The organism is Sphingomonas sp. NIBR02145 (assembly GCF_027359115.1).
In the GTDB taxonomy this organism is placed as follows: Bacteria; Pseudomonadota; Alphaproteobacteria; order Sphingomonadales; family Sphingomonadaceae; genus Sphingomonas; species Sphingomonas kyeonggiensis_A.
In genome coordinates, this window is the sequence record NZ_CP114791.1 from 3,329,693 (window position 1) to 3,344,697 (window position 15,005).

Below are 15,005 nucleotides of genomic sequence, written 5' to 3' on the forward strand. Positions count from 1 at the left end.
CCGCGCACACCTCTCCTTAGCGCGGCGCCCAACCGAGGTTCCTCCTGCGGACGACTGGGCCGGTGGTTTCGACCATCGGCCCTTTTTTTATGTTCGGAGTTCCCTCTCCCGCCTCCGGGAGCGGATCAGGCCAGATCTTCCTTGATGAACTGGGCGCAGCGCTCGCCGATCACGATGCTGGGGGCATTGGTGTTGCCGCCGACCAGCCGGGGCATGATCGAGGCGTCGGCGATATAGAGCCCCTCGACCCCGCGGACCTTGAGCCGTGGGGTGACCACCGCGCCTTCGTCCGAGCCCATGCGCGCGGTGCCGACCGGATGGTAGATCGTGTCGGCGCGCGCGCGGATCAGCCGCTCGAGCGCGGCATCGTCGTCGAGATCGATCGGATAGCGATCGCGGCCGCGATACTGCGCAAGCTGTGGTGCCTCGAGCACGCGGTACATCGCCCGCGTGCCCTTTTTGAGCAGCTCCAGGTCGCGCGGATCGCCCAGGAAGTCCGGATCGATCAGCGGCGCGGCGCGGGGATCGAGCGACTGGAGCCGGACGGTGCCCCGGCTTTCCGGCCGCAGCACGCAGGCATGGCAGCTGAAGCCGTGCCCGGGCACGGCGGTGCGGCCATGATCCTCAACGATGGCGATCAGGAAATGGAGCTGGAGATCGGGCCGCTCCAGCGCCGGATCGCTGCGCAGGAACGCGCCGGCCTCGGCATAGGGGGTGGTCATCCGCCCCTTGCGGCTGACCATCCAGCGGCCGATCGAGCCGAGCGACTTGAGCGTGCCCGCCGCCGAGCGGCCGAGGAAGAAGCTGCCCTCGGTCTCGAAGGCGGCGACATAGTCGACATGATCCTGGAGGTTGCCGCCGACCGCGGGGCGATCGATCCGCACCGACAGGCCCGTCTCACGCAGATGCTCGCCCGGGCCGATGCCGGAGAGCATCAGCAGCTGCGGCGTCTGGAAGGCACCGGCAGCGAGGACCACGGCGCGGCGGGCGCGGATCTCGCGAGCCTGGCCGTCACGCTGATAGGCGACGCCCCAGACACGGCCTTCCTCGAACAGCACGCGTTCGACCATCGCATCGGTGATGATCTCGAGATTGTCGCGGCGATCGAGATAGGCGCGCGCGGCGGTCCAGCGCTCGCCATTCCTTTGCGTGACCTGGAACAGGCCGGCGCCCGATTGCCCGGCGCCGTTGAAATCGTCATTGCGCGGGATCTGGAGCTCGCCGCACGCGTCGATGAACGCCTCGGAGCCCGGGTGCGCCCAGAGCTGGTCGCTGACCCAGAGCGGACCCTTGTCGCCATGATAGTCGCTGGCGCCGCGGACATTGTGCTCGGCCTTTTTGAACCAGGGCAGCATGTCGTCCCAGCCCCAGCCGGGGCAGCCGAGGCCGCGCCACTCATCATAGTCCCTATGGTGGCCGCGGACATAGAGCATCGCGTTGATCGCGCTCGAGCCGCCAAGGCCGCGCCCGCGCGGCTGGTAGCCGCGCCGGCCGTTGAGCCCGCGCTGCGGCACCGTCTCGAACGCCCAGTTGGCGCCGGGGCGCTGGAACGGCATCATCCCGGGCATGCGGGTCTTGATGCTGGTGTTGCGGCCACCCGCCTCGAGCACCGCGACGCTGTACTTGCCGCCTTCGCTCAGGCGGCCCGCGACGGCGCTCCCGCCGGATCCCCCACCGATGACGACGATATCGGCTGCTTCCACGAATCCCCCCGTAGCTGCTCCCGCGCCTCCCAGCGCGCCTTTATGGTCTCGGATGTATCGCGGCTGCCATCGTGGCTCCAGCCCGGCGGCGCGATCATATAGCCAATTCGGGACTTCCAGTCCGGAGCCGCCCACACGTCCTTGGCGATGCCGATCCATTCGTGGAAGGCGGCCCAGAGGACGTTGAAGCTGCCCAGGTCCTTGACGATCCCGTAACGCGGCCGGTCGTCTGCGCGCTCCTCGACAAAGGTGCCGAACATGCGGTCCCAGATGATGAAGACGCCGGCATAGTTCTTGTCGAGATAGCGCGGGTTGGTCGCGTGGTGGACGCGGTGGTGCGACGGCGTGTTCATCACCGCCTCGAACCAGCGCGGCATCCGACCGACCATCTCGGTGTGGATCCAGAACTGGTAGATCAGATTGATGCCGGCACAGAAGAAGATCATCGCCGGGTGGAAGCCGATCAGGAACAGCGGCAGCCGGAAAGCGAAGCTCACGCTGATGAACCCGGTCCAGGTCTGCCGCAGCGCCGTGGTCAGGTTATAATGCTGGCTCGAATGGTGGATGACATGGCTCGCCCAGAACCAGCGCACCCGGTGGGCGGCGCGGTGGAAGGCGTAATAGGCCAGGTCGTCGAGCACGAAGGCGAGGACGAACCAGTACCAGGCGAAGCCGATGGTGAAGAGGCGGAACTGGTATAGCCACATCGCCAGCGCATAGACGAGGCCGGTGGTGAGCAGCCCAGCGACGGTGCTGCCGAAGCCGAGCGCGAGGCTGGTCAGCGTATCCCTGGGGCAGAAGCGGCGGCGATCGCGAATGCGGGCAATGACCATCTCCGCCAGGATCAGGATGACGAAGCCGGGAATGGCATAGGTCACCGGATCGGGGAGATGGGGCACCAGCATGGCGCTTGCTTACCCTGTTGTCAGTAACCTGTCACGCCGCGCAGCAGCACGACCCCGAAGCGCTTGTCGCCGCTGTCGACACGGAGGCCATCGGGGGTCGCCTGGCTGGTGAGCGGGAGCCGCAGATGCCGCGCCGCAACACGCGCGCCGTGCATTTTCAGAAGCGCGACGTCGCCGGCCTTGCCATGGACGAGCGCGGCCCTGCCGTCGCTGCCGAGCAGTGCCTCTCCGGCGTCGAAGCCGGAGATCATCCCCTCCGCCGTCTCCCGCGCTTCCTCGGCGCTGGCGATCGCGGCGCCACGACCGAGCCCCAGCGCCCAGGCCACCAGCGTCATCACCAGGATGGCGCCGATCGAGCCCAGGGAGACGTAAAGCTGGTTCACGCCCTGCCCGAGAGCTGGTCGAGCAGCGGGCGGATGCCCGAGATGTCATAGCCGGCCTGGGCAGCCTTGTCGGTGATCTCCACGGGGTCGCCGCCGCGCGAAGCCTCGGCCAGCGCCCAGAGATTGCAGGAGCGCGTGCCCGACCTGCAATAGGCGAGCACCGGGCCCCTGGCCTCCGCCAGCGCCGCCGCCATCGCCTCGACCTGGGCGGACGAGAAGCCGGCATGGGTCACGGGGATCGCGGCATAGCCGAGCCCGGCGGCCTCGGCCGCGGCGCGGATCGCCTCGCCCTCGGGCTGGCCCATCTCTTCCTCGTCGGGGCGGTTGTTCACCACGAAGCTGAAGCCCTGCTCGGCCAGCAGGGGGATGTCCTCGGCGGCGATCTGGGGGGCGACGGAGATGCTCTCGTCGACGCGGCGCAGGTTCATTGGCGTTCCACCTTCTGTGTTTCGAGGATCGGTTGGTTGGCGGCCCAGGCAGCGACCTTGCGCTCGGCGGCGGTGATGCCCTTGAGCACTTCCTCGGTCGCCTTGTCCTGGCAGCCCATGTCATAGGTCAGGCGCACATCGCCCCAGCGGACGGTGCCATAATATTGATCGGTGATCCGCGCGCCGCAGACCAGCTCGCGGCCGGCATGCACCTCGCCGATTGCGAGCAGGCGGCGGATTTCGGCGAAACCCTCGGGGCCGGCCGAAAAGCCGCGCGTCACCAGCCGCTCGGCTTTGAACACGTCGGGCTCGGGCACGGTGTAGCTGCCCTTCCCCGCCGCATCGATCGTCCAGTGCGAGACCGGGCGGCCCCAGCTGTTGCGGTCCATCGCGATGCTCGAAACCGCAGGCGCGGGTGTCGCGACCGGCACGGCGGGCGCACAGGCGGCGAGCAACAGCGGAAGGGCGAAGAGGAGTCTCACGCAGCCTCGCGGATCACTTGCAGGAAAGCATCACCATAAGCGTCGAGCTTGCGCGCGCCAACGCCCGAGATGTTGCCCATCGCGGCAATGCTCTCCGGGCGGAGCAGCGCCATGTCGCGCAGCACCGAATCGTGGAAGATGACATAGGGCGGCAGCCCGGTTTCCTGCGCGATCTCGCGGCGCTTGGCGCGCAGCGCCTCGAACAGCGGGTTGCCGACCGGATTGTCCCCGCCCGCCCGGCTGCCACCGCGCCGGCGGCGCTCGCGCTTCGGGGGCAGCACGAACGAGACCGTCGCGCCGCCCTTGAGAATCGCCTTGGCCTCGGGCCCGAACTCGAGCCCGCCATGGTCATTGGCGCGCAGGGCATCGCGCAGCAGCAGCGCGCGGGCGACGGGCTTGATCAGCGCGGCTTCCTCGCCATCGACGATACCGAACACCGACAGGCTCTCATGCCCGTTGGAGATGCTGCGATCGCTCGACTGGCCGAGCAATATGCTCTCGATATAGCCCACCCCGAACATCATGCCGGTGCGGAACACCGCCGAGAGGAATTTCTGCGCGGTCACCGTCGCGTCGATCGCGGCGGGCGGGCTCAGGCAATTGTCGCAATTGCCGCAGCTCTCCTGCGGCTCCTCGCCGAAATGGCGCAGCAGGATGCGGCGACGGCAGGTTGCGGTCTCGACCAGTGCGCCGAGCGACGTCAGCCGCGCCCGCTCACCGGCCTGGCGCGAGGGCTCGACTTCGCCGATGCGCTGGCGGGCGCGGGCGAAATCATCGGCACCCCAGAAGAGATGCGCCACCGCCGGATCGCCATCGCGGCCGGCACGGCCGGTTTCCTGGTAATAGGCCTCGATCGACTTGGGCAGGCCGGCATGGGCGACGAAGCGCACGTCCGGCTTGTCGATGCCCATGCCAAAGGCGACGGTGGCGACCACCACCATGTCCTCGCTCGCCACGAACGCCGCCTGGTTGCGACGGCGAACATCGGGATCGAGCCCGGCATGATAGGGCAGCACCGGGCGGCCGGTCTCGGCGGCGAGCTTCTCGGCGAGCTTCTCCACCCCGGCGCGCGTCTGGGCATAGACGATGCCGGGGCCGGGCGTCTCGGCGATCAGGTCGATCACCTGCCGCGTGGTGTTCTCGCGCGGGGCGATCGCATAGCGGATGTTCGGCCGGTCGAAGCCGGCGACGATCAGCCCGTCCTGCGGCAGCCCGAGCTGCTCGAGGATATCGGCGCGGGTATGCGCATCGGCGGTCGCGGTTAGCGCGAGACGCGGCACCTCCGGGAAGCGATCGAGCAGCGGGCGCAGCAGCCGGTAATCGGGACGGAAATCATGCCCCCATTCGGAGACGCAATGCGCCTCGTCGATCGCGAACAGGCTGAGCTTGGCCTGGGTGAGCAGGTTGCGGAAATACTCGTTCGAGGCGCGCTCCGGCGCGACATAGAGCAGGTCGAGCTCGCCCGCGCGGAACCGCTCGATCGTCTCGGCGCGGTTCTCGTCGACGCTGGTCAGCGTGGCGGCGCGGATACCCACCGCTTCGGCGGCGCGCAGCTGGTCGTGCATCAGCGCGATCAGCGGACTGACGACGACGCAGGTACCCTCCAGCATCACCGAGGGCAGCTGATAGGTGAGCGACTTGCCCGCACCGGTAGGCATCACCGCCAGGGTGCGTTCGCCGGCGAGAACGCGGGCGACCACCTGCTCCTGCACGCCGCGAAAGGCGTCGAAGCCGAAGACCCGGCGGAGCGTATCGGTGGGGACCATCGCGCCCGGTTAGCGGGCGAGGGCCCGGAAAGTCGAGGCTATTCGCACGGAACTCCGTCCTCGGGCTTCCAAGGGACCAGCGTGAAGTCGCTCACTTCGATCGCGCTGATCGCATAGGGCCAATGCTCGATGCTCGGCTTGCCCGGCATCACCAGACAGACATCGGTGGGAGCGGCCTGGCCCCGGGCGGTGATCCTGGCGCGATAGACGAGCGCCTGAGCATAGCCGTTATGGATGACCAGCATCGCATGGTCGGAGCCGGCTACGCCCAGGAAACGGAAACGGATCTTGCCGGCATCCGGCACCGGCGGGGCAGGCAGTTCGAGATCTTCCGGAAATGCCTGGCCTTCGGTGACAGGCGCCTTGGGCGGCTCCAGCCCCAGGAAATGCGCGCCGACCGCAGTTTCGAACCGGGTGGGTATCGCCGGTGCCTTCCGGGGCGCGACCGGCTTGCCGCTGTCGAGCGTGAAGGTGACTTCGTCGCCGATCGCAAGCTTTACGCCCTGCGCCGCGGCGGGGCTCGCCACCACCATCATTGCAGTGCCCAATATCCATGACGTGCCGCGCATCGCACTGTCCTCCCCCTGTTTCCGCGCAACTATCCGTCAGCCGCCAGGCACCGGCAAGCAGGGTTTGCACCGGCACGGGCGCGCGCTAGCCTGACGCCATGTCCAGCTTTCGCATCGGCCGTCGCGGCCTGATCGCCGGTGGCGCCGCCGCGCTGCTTCCCCTGCCCGCCACGGCCAAGGAGGACTGGCGCGCGCTGGCCGGCGAAGTGCGCGAGAGCATGCGCTGGGCCTGGCGGAACTACCGCGAGAAAGCCTGGGGCAAGGACCAGATCATGCCGGTCTCGGGCGGGTCCGAGAGCTTCTCGATCAAGGGGACGCATGTCGGGCTCAGCCTGATCGAGGCGCTCGACACGCTTTGGCTGATGGAGCTGGACGCCGAGTTCAAGGACGGGGTGGACTGGATCCACGCCAATCTCGATTTCGACGTGGACGGCGAAGTCTCGGTGTTCGAGACGATCATCCGGCTGGTCGGCGGGCTGCTATCGGCCCATCTCGCCAGCGGCGACAAGCTGCTGCTCGCCAAGGCCAAGGACCTGGCCGACCGGCTGATGCCGAGTTTCGATCATTCGCCGATCGGGCTGCCGCACCGCTTCATCAACCTGAAGACGGGTGCGCTGCGCGATCCCATCACCAATCCGGCCGAAGTGGGCAGCTGCATCACCGAGTTCGGCACGCTGAGCCGGCTGACCGGCGATCCGCGCTATCACAAGGCGGCCAAGCGCGCGATGGTCGCGCTGTTCGGTCGGCGATCGGAGATCGGGCTGATGCCGGATTCGTTCGACTGCATGACCGGCGAGTGGAAGAGCCGCCGCGCGACGATCGGCCCGCCTTCGGACAGCTACTACGAATATCTGTGGGACGGCTGGCAGCTGTTCGGCGACCGCGAGTTCCTGGTGATGTACAAGAGCTGCACCGCGGCGATCCTGGAGAACCAGAAGGTCGAGTTGAACGGCGATACCTGGTTCGTCGATGTCGATTTCGAGACCGGCAAGCGGATCAACTGGGAGCAGGACGAGCTTTCGTCCTTCTATGGCGGGCTGCTCGCCCAGGGCGGCGATACCGCGGCGGGCGAAGCCTATACCCGCAGCTGGGACAAGGTGCAGGCGAAGTTCGGCATCCTGCCCGAGGGCTATGACGCCGAAAAGGGCACGCCGACCACCAAGACCAATGCGCTGCGCCCCGAACTGGCCGATGCCGCGTTCAACCACTGGCTGCTCGACCGCAAGGAGGAATGGCGCGCGCTGGTCGCCCGGCATTTCCGGGCGATGCAGCAGTGGAACAAGGCCGCGTTCGGCTATGCGACCATGGCGGATGTCACCACCAAGGCGCAGGCGGACCATTGCCCGGGCTACTGGTGGTCAGAGCAGATGAAATATTACTGGCTGATCTTCTCCGATTGCCGCCGCTTCGATTACCGGAAGAACTATCTCTCGACCGAGGGGAATGTGCTGCTGGGGTTCAAGCGCTGACCTTCTACCTCGTCATCCCGGGCCTGACCCGGGGTCCCGCTGCCCTATATCGCCGCCAGAAGCGGGACCCCGGCTCAAGGCCGGGGTGACGATTGAGACGCAGGCGTATCGCTCACAGCTTTTCCACCGATGCCGCTTGCCCCCATCCCTCTCCATGCGCCAAAGCGGATGGGATGACGGTACGCGTGGACATGGGGCAGGACGGCAAGGGTGATGCCGTCGCCATGGATCTCGAGGAGCTGCTGGCGACGCGCTTGCTCGTCCAGGGCAATTCGGGGTCTGGCAAATCGCACCTGCTGCGCCGCCTGCTCGAGAAGAGCGCCGGCCATGTCCAGCAGGTGATCATCGATCCCGAGGGCGATTTCGTCACCCTGAGTGACCGATATGGCCATATCTCGATCGAGGCCGCCGATTACAGCGAGCGCGAGATCGCCCGCTTCGCCACCCGCATCCGCGAGCATCGGGCGTCGGTGGTGCTCAGCCTGGAGGGGCTGGAGGCCGAGGGGCAGATGAAATGCGCCGCGGCATTCCTCAACGCGATGTTCGATGCCCCGCGCGACCATTGGTACCCGGCGTTGGTGGTGGTCGATGAGGCTCAGCTGTTCGCACCTTCGGGCGGCGGCGAGGTTGCCGAGGATGTGCGCCGCGCCTCGTTGAGCGCAATGACCAACCTGATGTGCCGCGGGCGCAAGCGCGGCCTGGCCGGCGTGATCGCCACCCAGCGCCTCGCCAAGCTCGCCAAGAACGTCGCGGCCGAGGCGTCGAACTTCCTGATGGGGCGCACCTTCCTCGATATCGACATGGCGCGCGCCGCCGACCTGCTCGGCATGGAGCGCCGCCAGGCCGAGGCGATCCGCGACCTGGCCCGCGGGCATTTCCTGGCGCTTGGCCCCGCGGTATCGCGCCGGCCGATCTCGGTGCAGATCGGCCCGGTCGAGACCAGCGCGCGCAGCGGCAGCCCCAAGCTGACTCCGCTGCCCGAGGCCCCCTCCGCCGAGCTCAAGGACCTGCTGCTGGCGCCCGCCGAGCCCGAATGGACGCCGCCGACGCCCCCGACTCCTTCCGCCCCGCCCCAGCTCGCCAGCGATCGCCTGCTCGAGGCGCTCGCCCGCTCGACGCCGGCGCGCGAGGAAATCCCGGACGTCGATCCGGAGGAAGCGGCGCAGAAGATCGCCGAGGTGCTGCGCGACATCACCGCCGACGAGGAAAGCACCTATCGTTCGCCGTCCGTGCTGTACCAGGACTTCCTGGTCCGCTGCCGGATGGTGGGCCTCGCGCGGCCGCCGCTCGATCTGTCCAGCTTCGTGCGCCGGCTCTCGGCGGCACGGGCCGGCATTCACGGCGACCCCGACGACGACTGGGCGCAGGCGCTCGAAGCGGCGCGGGCACTGCCCGACGACATGCTCGGCCCGTTCCTGCTGGTGGCGCGTGCCGCGCGCGAGGGCGCACCGTGCCCGAGCGACACGGAGATCGCGGCGACCTATGGCACCAGCTCGCTCGGCCGCGTCCGCCGCCTGCTCCAATATATCGAGAGCAAGGAGCTGTTCGTGACGCGCACCGACCTGTCGGGCAAGCGCTCGATCACCATCCCGCGACTGGGCTGGACCACCCAGCCGGCGGAGATCGGCAGCAGCTAGAGCCCGCGCAGCCAGGCTTCGGTTGCGTCGACATGCGTCACCGGGAGCATATGGCCGCCGTCGAGCAGCGCGACCGTACCGTTCTGGACATCCGACGCGGTCTTTCGGCCGTGCAACTCGGGATCGAGCAGCGCGTCCTGCCGGCCGTAAAGGATCGAGACCGGAATCGCGATTTCGCCATAGCGCGGCGCCTGGACCTGCATTGCCCCGGGTGCATGATCGATCTCGAAACAACCCATCTGGAAGCTCGCCGGGCGGATGGCGAGCGCGCCGCCGGCCTTGACCGGGAAATCCTCGGGCAGCGGATCGGGAGCGAAGACGGCCGTCGTCTTGGCCTTGCCGGTGCGCATTGAGAGCGGCACCGCGATCGTCCAGGCGATCAGCGGGCGAAGCGGCGCTGGTATCACCAGCCCCTTGAGCGGCGCGGGTGCTTCATCGATTGGCTGGGTGAGCGGGGCGATCAGGCCTAGGCCGCGCACCGCCTGCGGATGGCGCAGCGCCAGCGCCAGGCTGACCGCACCGCCCATCGAATGACCGACCAGCAAGGGCTTTTCCAGCCCGAACTTCGCGATCGCCGCGGCGACGGCATCGGCCTGTGCGTTCAGGTCGAGGCGCGGGCCGGTGAGCGTGGAATAGCCCCAGCCCGGACGATCCATCACGATGACGTGGTGATCGGCGGCGAGGCGGCCGGCGAGCGCATAGGTGAAGACGCGCAGCTGGCTCATGATGCCGTGGATCATCACGATCACCGGGGCATCGGCCGGGCCCATCTCGACGACATGCATGCGCACGCCGGGCACTTCGACCTGGCGGCCGTCCATCGGCACCCAGCGCTCGACCCCGCGCGCGACATAGCCGGACCAGAGAACGAGCGCAGCGATCACCACCGCCAGCGCAACCAGGAACCAGATCATCGCCCCTCCTATTCGGCGGGGACTTCCTCTCCGCCCTCGGCCTCACGCTCCTGCGCCTGCCGCGCCCACATTTCGGCATAGAGACCGTTTTTGCGCAAGAGCTGGGCATGCGTGCCCTGCTCGGCCACCCGGCCTGCCTCGAGCACGATGATCCGGTCGGCATGTACGACCGTGGAAAGCCGGTGCGCGATGACGATGGTGGTGCGGCCATGCTCGATCGCCTCGAGCGTCGCCTGGATATCCGCCTCGGTACGGCTGTCGAGTGCGCTGGTCGCTTCGTCGAGGATCAGGATCGGCGGGTTCTTCACCAGCGTGCGTGCAATGGCGACGCGCTGCTTCTCGCCGCCGGAAAGCTTGAGCCCGCGTTCACCGACCCGCGTCTCGAAACCGTCGGGCAGCGACTGGATGAAGCCGGCGATCGCGGCACCGCGCGCGGCGGCGGCGATTTCGTCGGGAGTCGCACCCTCGCGGCCATAGGCGATGTTGTAGCCGATCGTGTCGTTGAACAGCACCGTGTCCTGCGGGACGATGCCGATCGAACCGCGCAGCGACGACTGAGTCACGTCGCGGATATCCTGCCCATCGATGGTGATGCGGCCGCCGGTGACGTCATAGAAGCGGTACATCAGCCGTGCGAGCGTCGACTTGCCGGCGCCCGAGGGGCCGACCACCGCAACGGTGGCGCCGGCCGGAATGTCGAGATCGACGCCCTTCAGTATCTCGCGGTCCGGATCATAGCCGAAATGCACGCCTTCGAAGCGGACATGGCCGCTGGCGATGGCGAGCGGCACCGCGTTCGGCGCGTCCTTCACCTCGGCGGCGCTGTCGAGCAGGTCGAACATCGATCCCATGTCGATCACACCCTGGCGGATCGTGCGATAGACCCAGCCCAGCATGTCGAGCGGGCGGAAGAGCTGGCTGAGCAGCGTCGAGACCAGCACCACGTCGCCCGCGGTGAACTTGCCCGAGGACCAGCCGAAGACGACCAGCGCCATGCCCGCGCCGAGCATGGTGTTGGTGATCAGCGCCTGACCGATATTGAGCCAGGCCAGACTGTTCTCGCTGGTGGTCGCCGCGCGGGCATAGGCGGTGACGGCATTCTCATAGCGCCGCGCCTCGCGCTCCTCGGCGTTGAAATACTTCACCGTCTCGAAGTTGAGCAGCGAATCGACGGCATGGGCGACCGCGCCGGTATCGAGATCGTTCATCTTCTCGCGCAGCTTCGAGCGCCAATCGGTCACCCAGCGGGTGAAGGCAATGTAGAGCACGACCATCGCCATGGTGCCCGCGACCAGCCACACGCCGTAGCGCGTCCAGAAGATGCCGACCACGAGCGCGAGTTCGAGGATCGTCGGGGCGATGTTGAACAGGAGGAAATAGAGCATCGTGTCGATGCTCTTGGTGCCGCGCTCGACCACCTTGGTGATCGCGCCGGTGCGCCGCTCGAGATGGAAGCGCAGACTCAGCTGGTGCAGATGCCGGAACACATCGGCAGCGAGGCGGCGCGTGGCATCCTGCCCCACCTTCTCGAACACCGCGTTGCGGAGATTGTCGAACAGCACCGTGCCGAAACGGGCGAGCGCATAGCCGGTGACCAGCGCCACCACGAGCCAAACCGCGTCGCGTGACCCGCCCGCCATCCGGTCGATCGCCCCCTGCAGCGCGAAGGGCGCGCCATAGACCTGGACCAGCTTGGAGATGACGACGAGCCCGAGCGCGATGACGATGCGCACGCGCAGACCGGCCGCGTTCCTGGGCCAGAGATAGGGAAGGAAACGCCGCAGCGTGGCGAGCATCGGGCGCTCGCCGGCGGGTGCATCGGAATTGGAAGCCATCACGCGTGATTTGGGGCGCTCGGCGCCGCGATGCAACGGTTGGACGCGCGAGCCGTTGTTAACCTTTGAAGGAGGCGGCGATGGACCAGGTCTTCTATCTGCTCGCGATCATGGGTTGCAGCGACGACAATCTCGACTGCCGGCAGGCGCGGATCGAGCCCGCGCGCTACACCAGCTTTGCGCGTTGCCAGGAGGCGGTGGCCGATGCTTTGCGCCGCAATACCGACCTCGATTACCCGGTAATCGCCGGCGCCTGCCAGCGCCAGACGCCGGAAATGGCACGCCAGGGCGCCCCGAAACTGGACGGCAAAGGCCGCTAGCACCGCCTTCCCGTTTCATTTATGTTGCAGATGCGAAACTGTTCCGGGGGAAACGGAATGAAGCAGCTGCTTGGTGTCGTGGTAGGAGTTGCCGTAGGGATTGGGGTGATCCTGGGCCTGCGCTGGATCGGGATGCATTATGCGATCCCCGAGGATTTCATGCCCGGCATGAACCCATCTCCGCAGACGATCACCGTCGGCAGCTGGGCGCTCGGCGCGCTGGCAGGCGGCGTGGCGGCGGTGCGGATCGCCGGCACCCCAGCAAGCGGCTGGATCGTCGCGCTGCTGGCGATCGGCTTCGCGCTGATCCATAGCCTGATCGCGCCCCATCCGCTCTGGATGCAGTTCGCAGCAGTTGCGGCACCGCTGCTCGCAGGCGCCATCGTCTCCGGAATCGCGCGGCCGGCCTAGCCTCCGACCCGCTGGAGCTGCCAGACTTCTCCGTCGGCGGACTGGAGGACCAGCATATTGCCCTGGCGGCGCACCGCATAGACGTCGACACGCCCGGCTTCGCGCGTCTCATCGCCCGTGCCGTCGCAATCGAGGCTGAGCGCCCGGACGGACTCGCTCTTCAGCACCAGCCGGCCATCGGCATAGCCGGCCATGCCGTCGCGGCGCGTGCCTTCGCGGATCTCGCAGTCATTGGTCGGCGAAGCGGTGCGGCGCTTCTCGGTGGTCCATTTGAACCGGCCATCGGGCTGGATGCGCAGGCGGACCATATAATGGACCTGCATCGGCACTTCCTCGTCGCGCAGCACGGTGCTGGTCACCGGCCCCCGCCCGGTGACCATGCCGCGGCCGGCAAGCGAAGCAGTCGGCCGATCGCGGAGCACCGGCACGCGCACCAGCTGGGTGCGCGTGGACGTCTGATCCCATTGCCCGGCCAGTTCGGAAGCACCCTGGGGCGCATCCTGCGCAGCGACAAGCGCCAGACAAGCGAGCGGGAAAAGGAGGATACGCATGGCGAGCGGGTTCCCCCATCCGCGGGCGTTCGTCTTCCGTCCCGCGACCAAGCCGGCGGCGGCCGCGTTCAATCGGGACGCGGGCGGGTCCAGAGATCGGGATCGCGCGGTGCAGCGGGATAGAGATCCCGGCGGCGCAGCGCCTGCCACCAGGACCGGGCGATCCAGCCGAGCTTCTCGAAGCCCGACGTGGAGACCCGGTGATCCCATGCATGTTCACCGCGTGCGGCAACCTTCTCGGCAATCGCGCCATAGATGCCGGTCGCGGCGAGCACCGCCCAGGCCGAGCGAAAGCCGAGCTTCGGGGTGCCGACACGGGCGCTCGCGGCATAGTCCTCCGCTCCCCGCGCCAGCCGCCCGGCCAACACGGCAAGGCGCTGGCGGAAGGGCGGCTTCATGTGCTGGCCGGGCGGGATATCCATCTCGACCAGCCAGTCATCGGGCAGATAGCAGCGCGCGATCCGGTCGTCCGCCTCGATATCGCGGGCGATATTGGCGAGCTGGAAGGCGATGCCGAGATCACAGGCGCGATCAAGTGTCGCGTCGTCGGCGGGCGACACGCCCATGATGATCGCCATCATGCAGCCGACCGAGCCCGCGACATGATAGCAATAGCGATAGAGATCCACCTCGTGCCGGGGATGCCACTCGTCGGCGTCGAGCGCGAAGCCCTCTACCAGGTCCCAGACGAAACGGTGCGGGATGCCGGCCTCGGCCACGACGATGCGCAGTGCGTCGAACGCCGGATCACCGATCCACTGCCCATCCAGCGCCGCTTGCGTGAGCAGGCGGATGCGGGCGAGCCCCGCCTGCCTGTCGCTTTCGCTGGCGCCGTGGCCATGATCCTGGCCGTCGGCAAGATCGTCACAGGCGCGGCACCAGGCATAGAGCAGCCAGGCGCGCTCACGCATCCTGCGGTCGAACAGCCGGCTGGCGGCCGAGAAGCTGCCCGAACCGCGCGCGATCGATTCCTGCGCGGTCGCGACGAGCGCGGCACGCGAAGGAAGCGTGGAACTCACAGATCGCCGCGTCGCATCTGCACGATCGTCTCGACCGGCTTGGCCGCGACCATCTTGTCGAGCAGCCCTTCGAGCGTGCTGTCGACGATCAGCATGTTCTGGTGCTGCGGGCGGACGAAGCCGACCTGGCCCATATGCTCCCAAAACTCGACGAGCTTGTCATAATAGCCGGCGATGTTGAGCAGGCCGACCGGATCGGTGTGATAGCCGAGCTGCGCCCAGCTGAGCGCTTCCCACAGCTCGTCCATCGTGCCGGTGCCGCCGGGCAGGTTGATGAAACCGTCGGCGATGTCGGTGAAGCGCGCCTTGCGCTCGTGCATGGTAGCGACGACGTGCAGCTCGGTGCAGCCGCGATGCGCGACTTCGGCATTGACCAGCAGCTCGGGGATCACGCCGATCACTTCACCGCCCGCCTCCAGCGCCGAATCCGCCACCGCGCCCATCAGGCCGAGCTTGCCGCCGCCATAGACGATGCCGATGTTGCGCTCCGCCAGCGTGCGCCCGACATGGCGCGCGGCCTCGATATAGACGGGATCGGCCGGGCTGGCCGAACCGCAATAGACTGCGACGCGCTTCATATTCTGGTCTTTCCGAAAGTCATGGATCGCCCCGC

At 67.8% G+C, this 15,005-nt stretch carries 16 protein-coding genes; 4 read left to right on the top strand and 12 right to left on the bottom strand.

Annotation, left to right across the window (positions count from 1 at the left end; translation table 11 throughout):
* Positions 1 to 125 precede the first annotated feature (125 nt).
* From O3305_RS14935 to O3305_RS14965, 7 genes are read right to left on the bottom strand one after another with little or no spacing between them, the layout of a single operon-like run.
* Positions 126 to 1,703: a GMC family oxidoreductase gene (locus O3305_RS14935; RefSeq protein WP_269573253.1), complete on the bottom strand. Its 1,578-nt coding sequence runs from the start codon at positions 1,701 to 1,703 to the stop codon at positions 126 to 128.
* Positions 1,637 to 2,608 (bottom strand): sterol desaturase family protein, encoded by a 972-nt coding sequence (locus tag O3305_RS14940; RefSeq protein WP_269573254.1) that lies wholly within the window; start codon positions 2,606 to 2,608, stop codon positions 1,637 to 1,639. The genes O3305_RS14935 and O3305_RS14940 overlap by 67 nt, the downstream gene beginning before the upstream one ends.
* A 20-nt stretch (positions 2,609 to 2,628) precedes the next feature.
* On the bottom strand, positions 2,629 to 2,991 hold the full coding sequence (locus O3305_RS14945) for a hypothetical protein (protein WP_269573255.1): 363 nt from the start codon (positions 2,989 to 2,991) through the stop codon (positions 2,629 to 2,631).
* Positions 2,988 to 3,419: a protein tyrosine phosphatase family protein gene (locus tag O3305_RS14950; protein ID WP_269573256.1), complete on the bottom strand. Its 432-nt coding sequence runs from the start codon at positions 3,417 to 3,419 to the stop codon at positions 2,988 to 2,990. Before O3305_RS14950 ends, O3305_RS14945 begins: the two co-directional genes overlap by 4 nt.
* Entirely contained in the window at positions 3,416 to 3,901 is a 486-nt protein-coding gene (locus tag O3305_RS14955; RefSeq protein ID WP_269573257.1) for a hypothetical protein, read from the bottom strand. The genes O3305_RS14950 and O3305_RS14955 overlap by 4 nt, the downstream gene beginning before the upstream one ends.
* On the bottom strand, positions 3,898 to 5,667 hold the full coding sequence (gene recQ, locus O3305_RS14960; RefSeq protein WP_269573258.1) for a DNA helicase RecQ: 1,770 nt from the start codon (positions 5,665 to 5,667) through the stop codon (positions 3,898 to 3,900). The genes O3305_RS14955 and recQ overlap by 4 nt, the downstream gene beginning before the upstream one ends.
* A 38-nt stretch (positions 5,668 to 5,705) precedes the next feature.
* Positions 5,706 to 6,236, bottom strand: coding sequence for a hypothetical protein (locus O3305_RS14965; RefSeq protein ID WP_269573259.1), 531 nt, complete (start codon positions 6,234 to 6,236; stop codon positions 5,706 to 5,708).
* A 98-nt stretch (positions 6,237 to 6,334) separates the two neighbouring features.
* Between O3305_RS14965 and O3305_RS14970 the strand changes: the two genes are divergently transcribed.
* Together O3305_RS14970 and O3305_RS14975 are read left to right on the top strand one after the other, a co-directional pair.
* On the top strand, positions 6,335 to 7,705 hold the full coding sequence (locus O3305_RS14970) for a glycoside hydrolase family 47 protein (protein ID WP_269573260.1): 1,371 nt from the start codon (positions 6,335 to 6,337) through the stop codon (positions 7,703 to 7,705).
* Between the two features lie 173 nt (positions 7,706 to 7,878).
* Positions 7,879 to 9,342: a helicase HerA domain-containing protein gene (locus tag O3305_RS14975; RefSeq protein ID WP_269573261.1), complete on the top strand. Its 1,464-nt coding sequence runs from the start codon at positions 7,879 to 7,881 to the stop codon at positions 9,340 to 9,342.
* Here O3305_RS14975 and O3305_RS14980 read toward each other — a convergent pair.
* Positions 9,339 to 10,256, bottom strand: a complete 918-nt coding sequence (locus O3305_RS14980) for an alpha/beta fold hydrolase (RefSeq protein WP_269573262.1) — start codon at positions 10,254 to 10,256, stop codon at positions 9,339 to 9,341. The two genes, O3305_RS14975 and O3305_RS14980, sit on opposite strands and share 4 nt — an antisense overlap.
* A gap of 8 nt (positions 10,257 to 10,264) precedes the next feature.
* Complete coding sequence (locus tag O3305_RS14985; RefSeq protein WP_269573263.1) at positions 10,265 to 12,091, bottom strand: ABCB family ABC transporter ATP-binding protein/permease; 1,827 nt, start codon at positions 12,089 to 12,091, stop codon at positions 10,265 to 10,267.
* Positions 12,092 to 12,171: 80 nt separating this feature from the next.
* Between O3305_RS14985 and O3305_RS14990 the strand changes: the two genes are divergently transcribed.
* Together O3305_RS14990 and O3305_RS14995 are read left to right on the top strand one after the other, a co-directional pair.
* The gene (locus O3305_RS14990; protein ID WP_269573264.1) at positions 12,172 to 12,411 is read left to right on the top strand and encodes a hypothetical protein; all 240 of its coding nucleotides are present in this window, start codon (positions 12,172 to 12,174) and stop codon (positions 12,409 to 12,411) included.
* A gap of 57 nt (positions 12,412 to 12,468) precedes the next feature.
* A complete protein-coding gene (locus O3305_RS14995; protein WP_269573265.1) occupies positions 12,469 to 12,822 on the top strand; it encodes a hypothetical protein in 354 nt (117 codons plus the stop codon).
* On the opposite strand, the gene O3305_RS15000 is transcribed toward O3305_RS14995, so the two are convergent.
* From O3305_RS15000 to O3305_RS15010, 3 genes are all read right to left on the bottom strand, one after another.
* On the bottom strand, positions 12,819 to 13,373 hold the full coding sequence (locus O3305_RS15000; RefSeq protein ID WP_269573266.1) for a hypothetical protein: 555 nt from the start codon (positions 13,371 to 13,373) through the stop codon (positions 12,819 to 12,821). The two genes, O3305_RS14995 and O3305_RS15000, sit on opposite strands and share 4 nt — an antisense overlap.
* Positions 13,374 to 13,441: 68 nt before the next feature.
* Positions 13,442 to 14,392, bottom strand: coding sequence for a phytoene/squalene synthase family protein (locus O3305_RS15005; protein ID WP_269573267.1), 951 nt, complete (start codon positions 14,390 to 14,392; stop codon positions 13,442 to 13,444).
* Positions 14,389 to 14,970: an LOG family protein gene (locus tag O3305_RS15010; RefSeq protein ID WP_269573268.1), complete on the bottom strand. Its 582-nt coding sequence runs from the start codon at positions 14,968 to 14,970 to the stop codon at positions 14,389 to 14,391. Before O3305_RS15010 ends, O3305_RS15005 begins: the two co-directional genes overlap by 4 nt.
* Between the last annotated feature and the right edge of the window lie 35 nt (positions 14,971 to 15,005).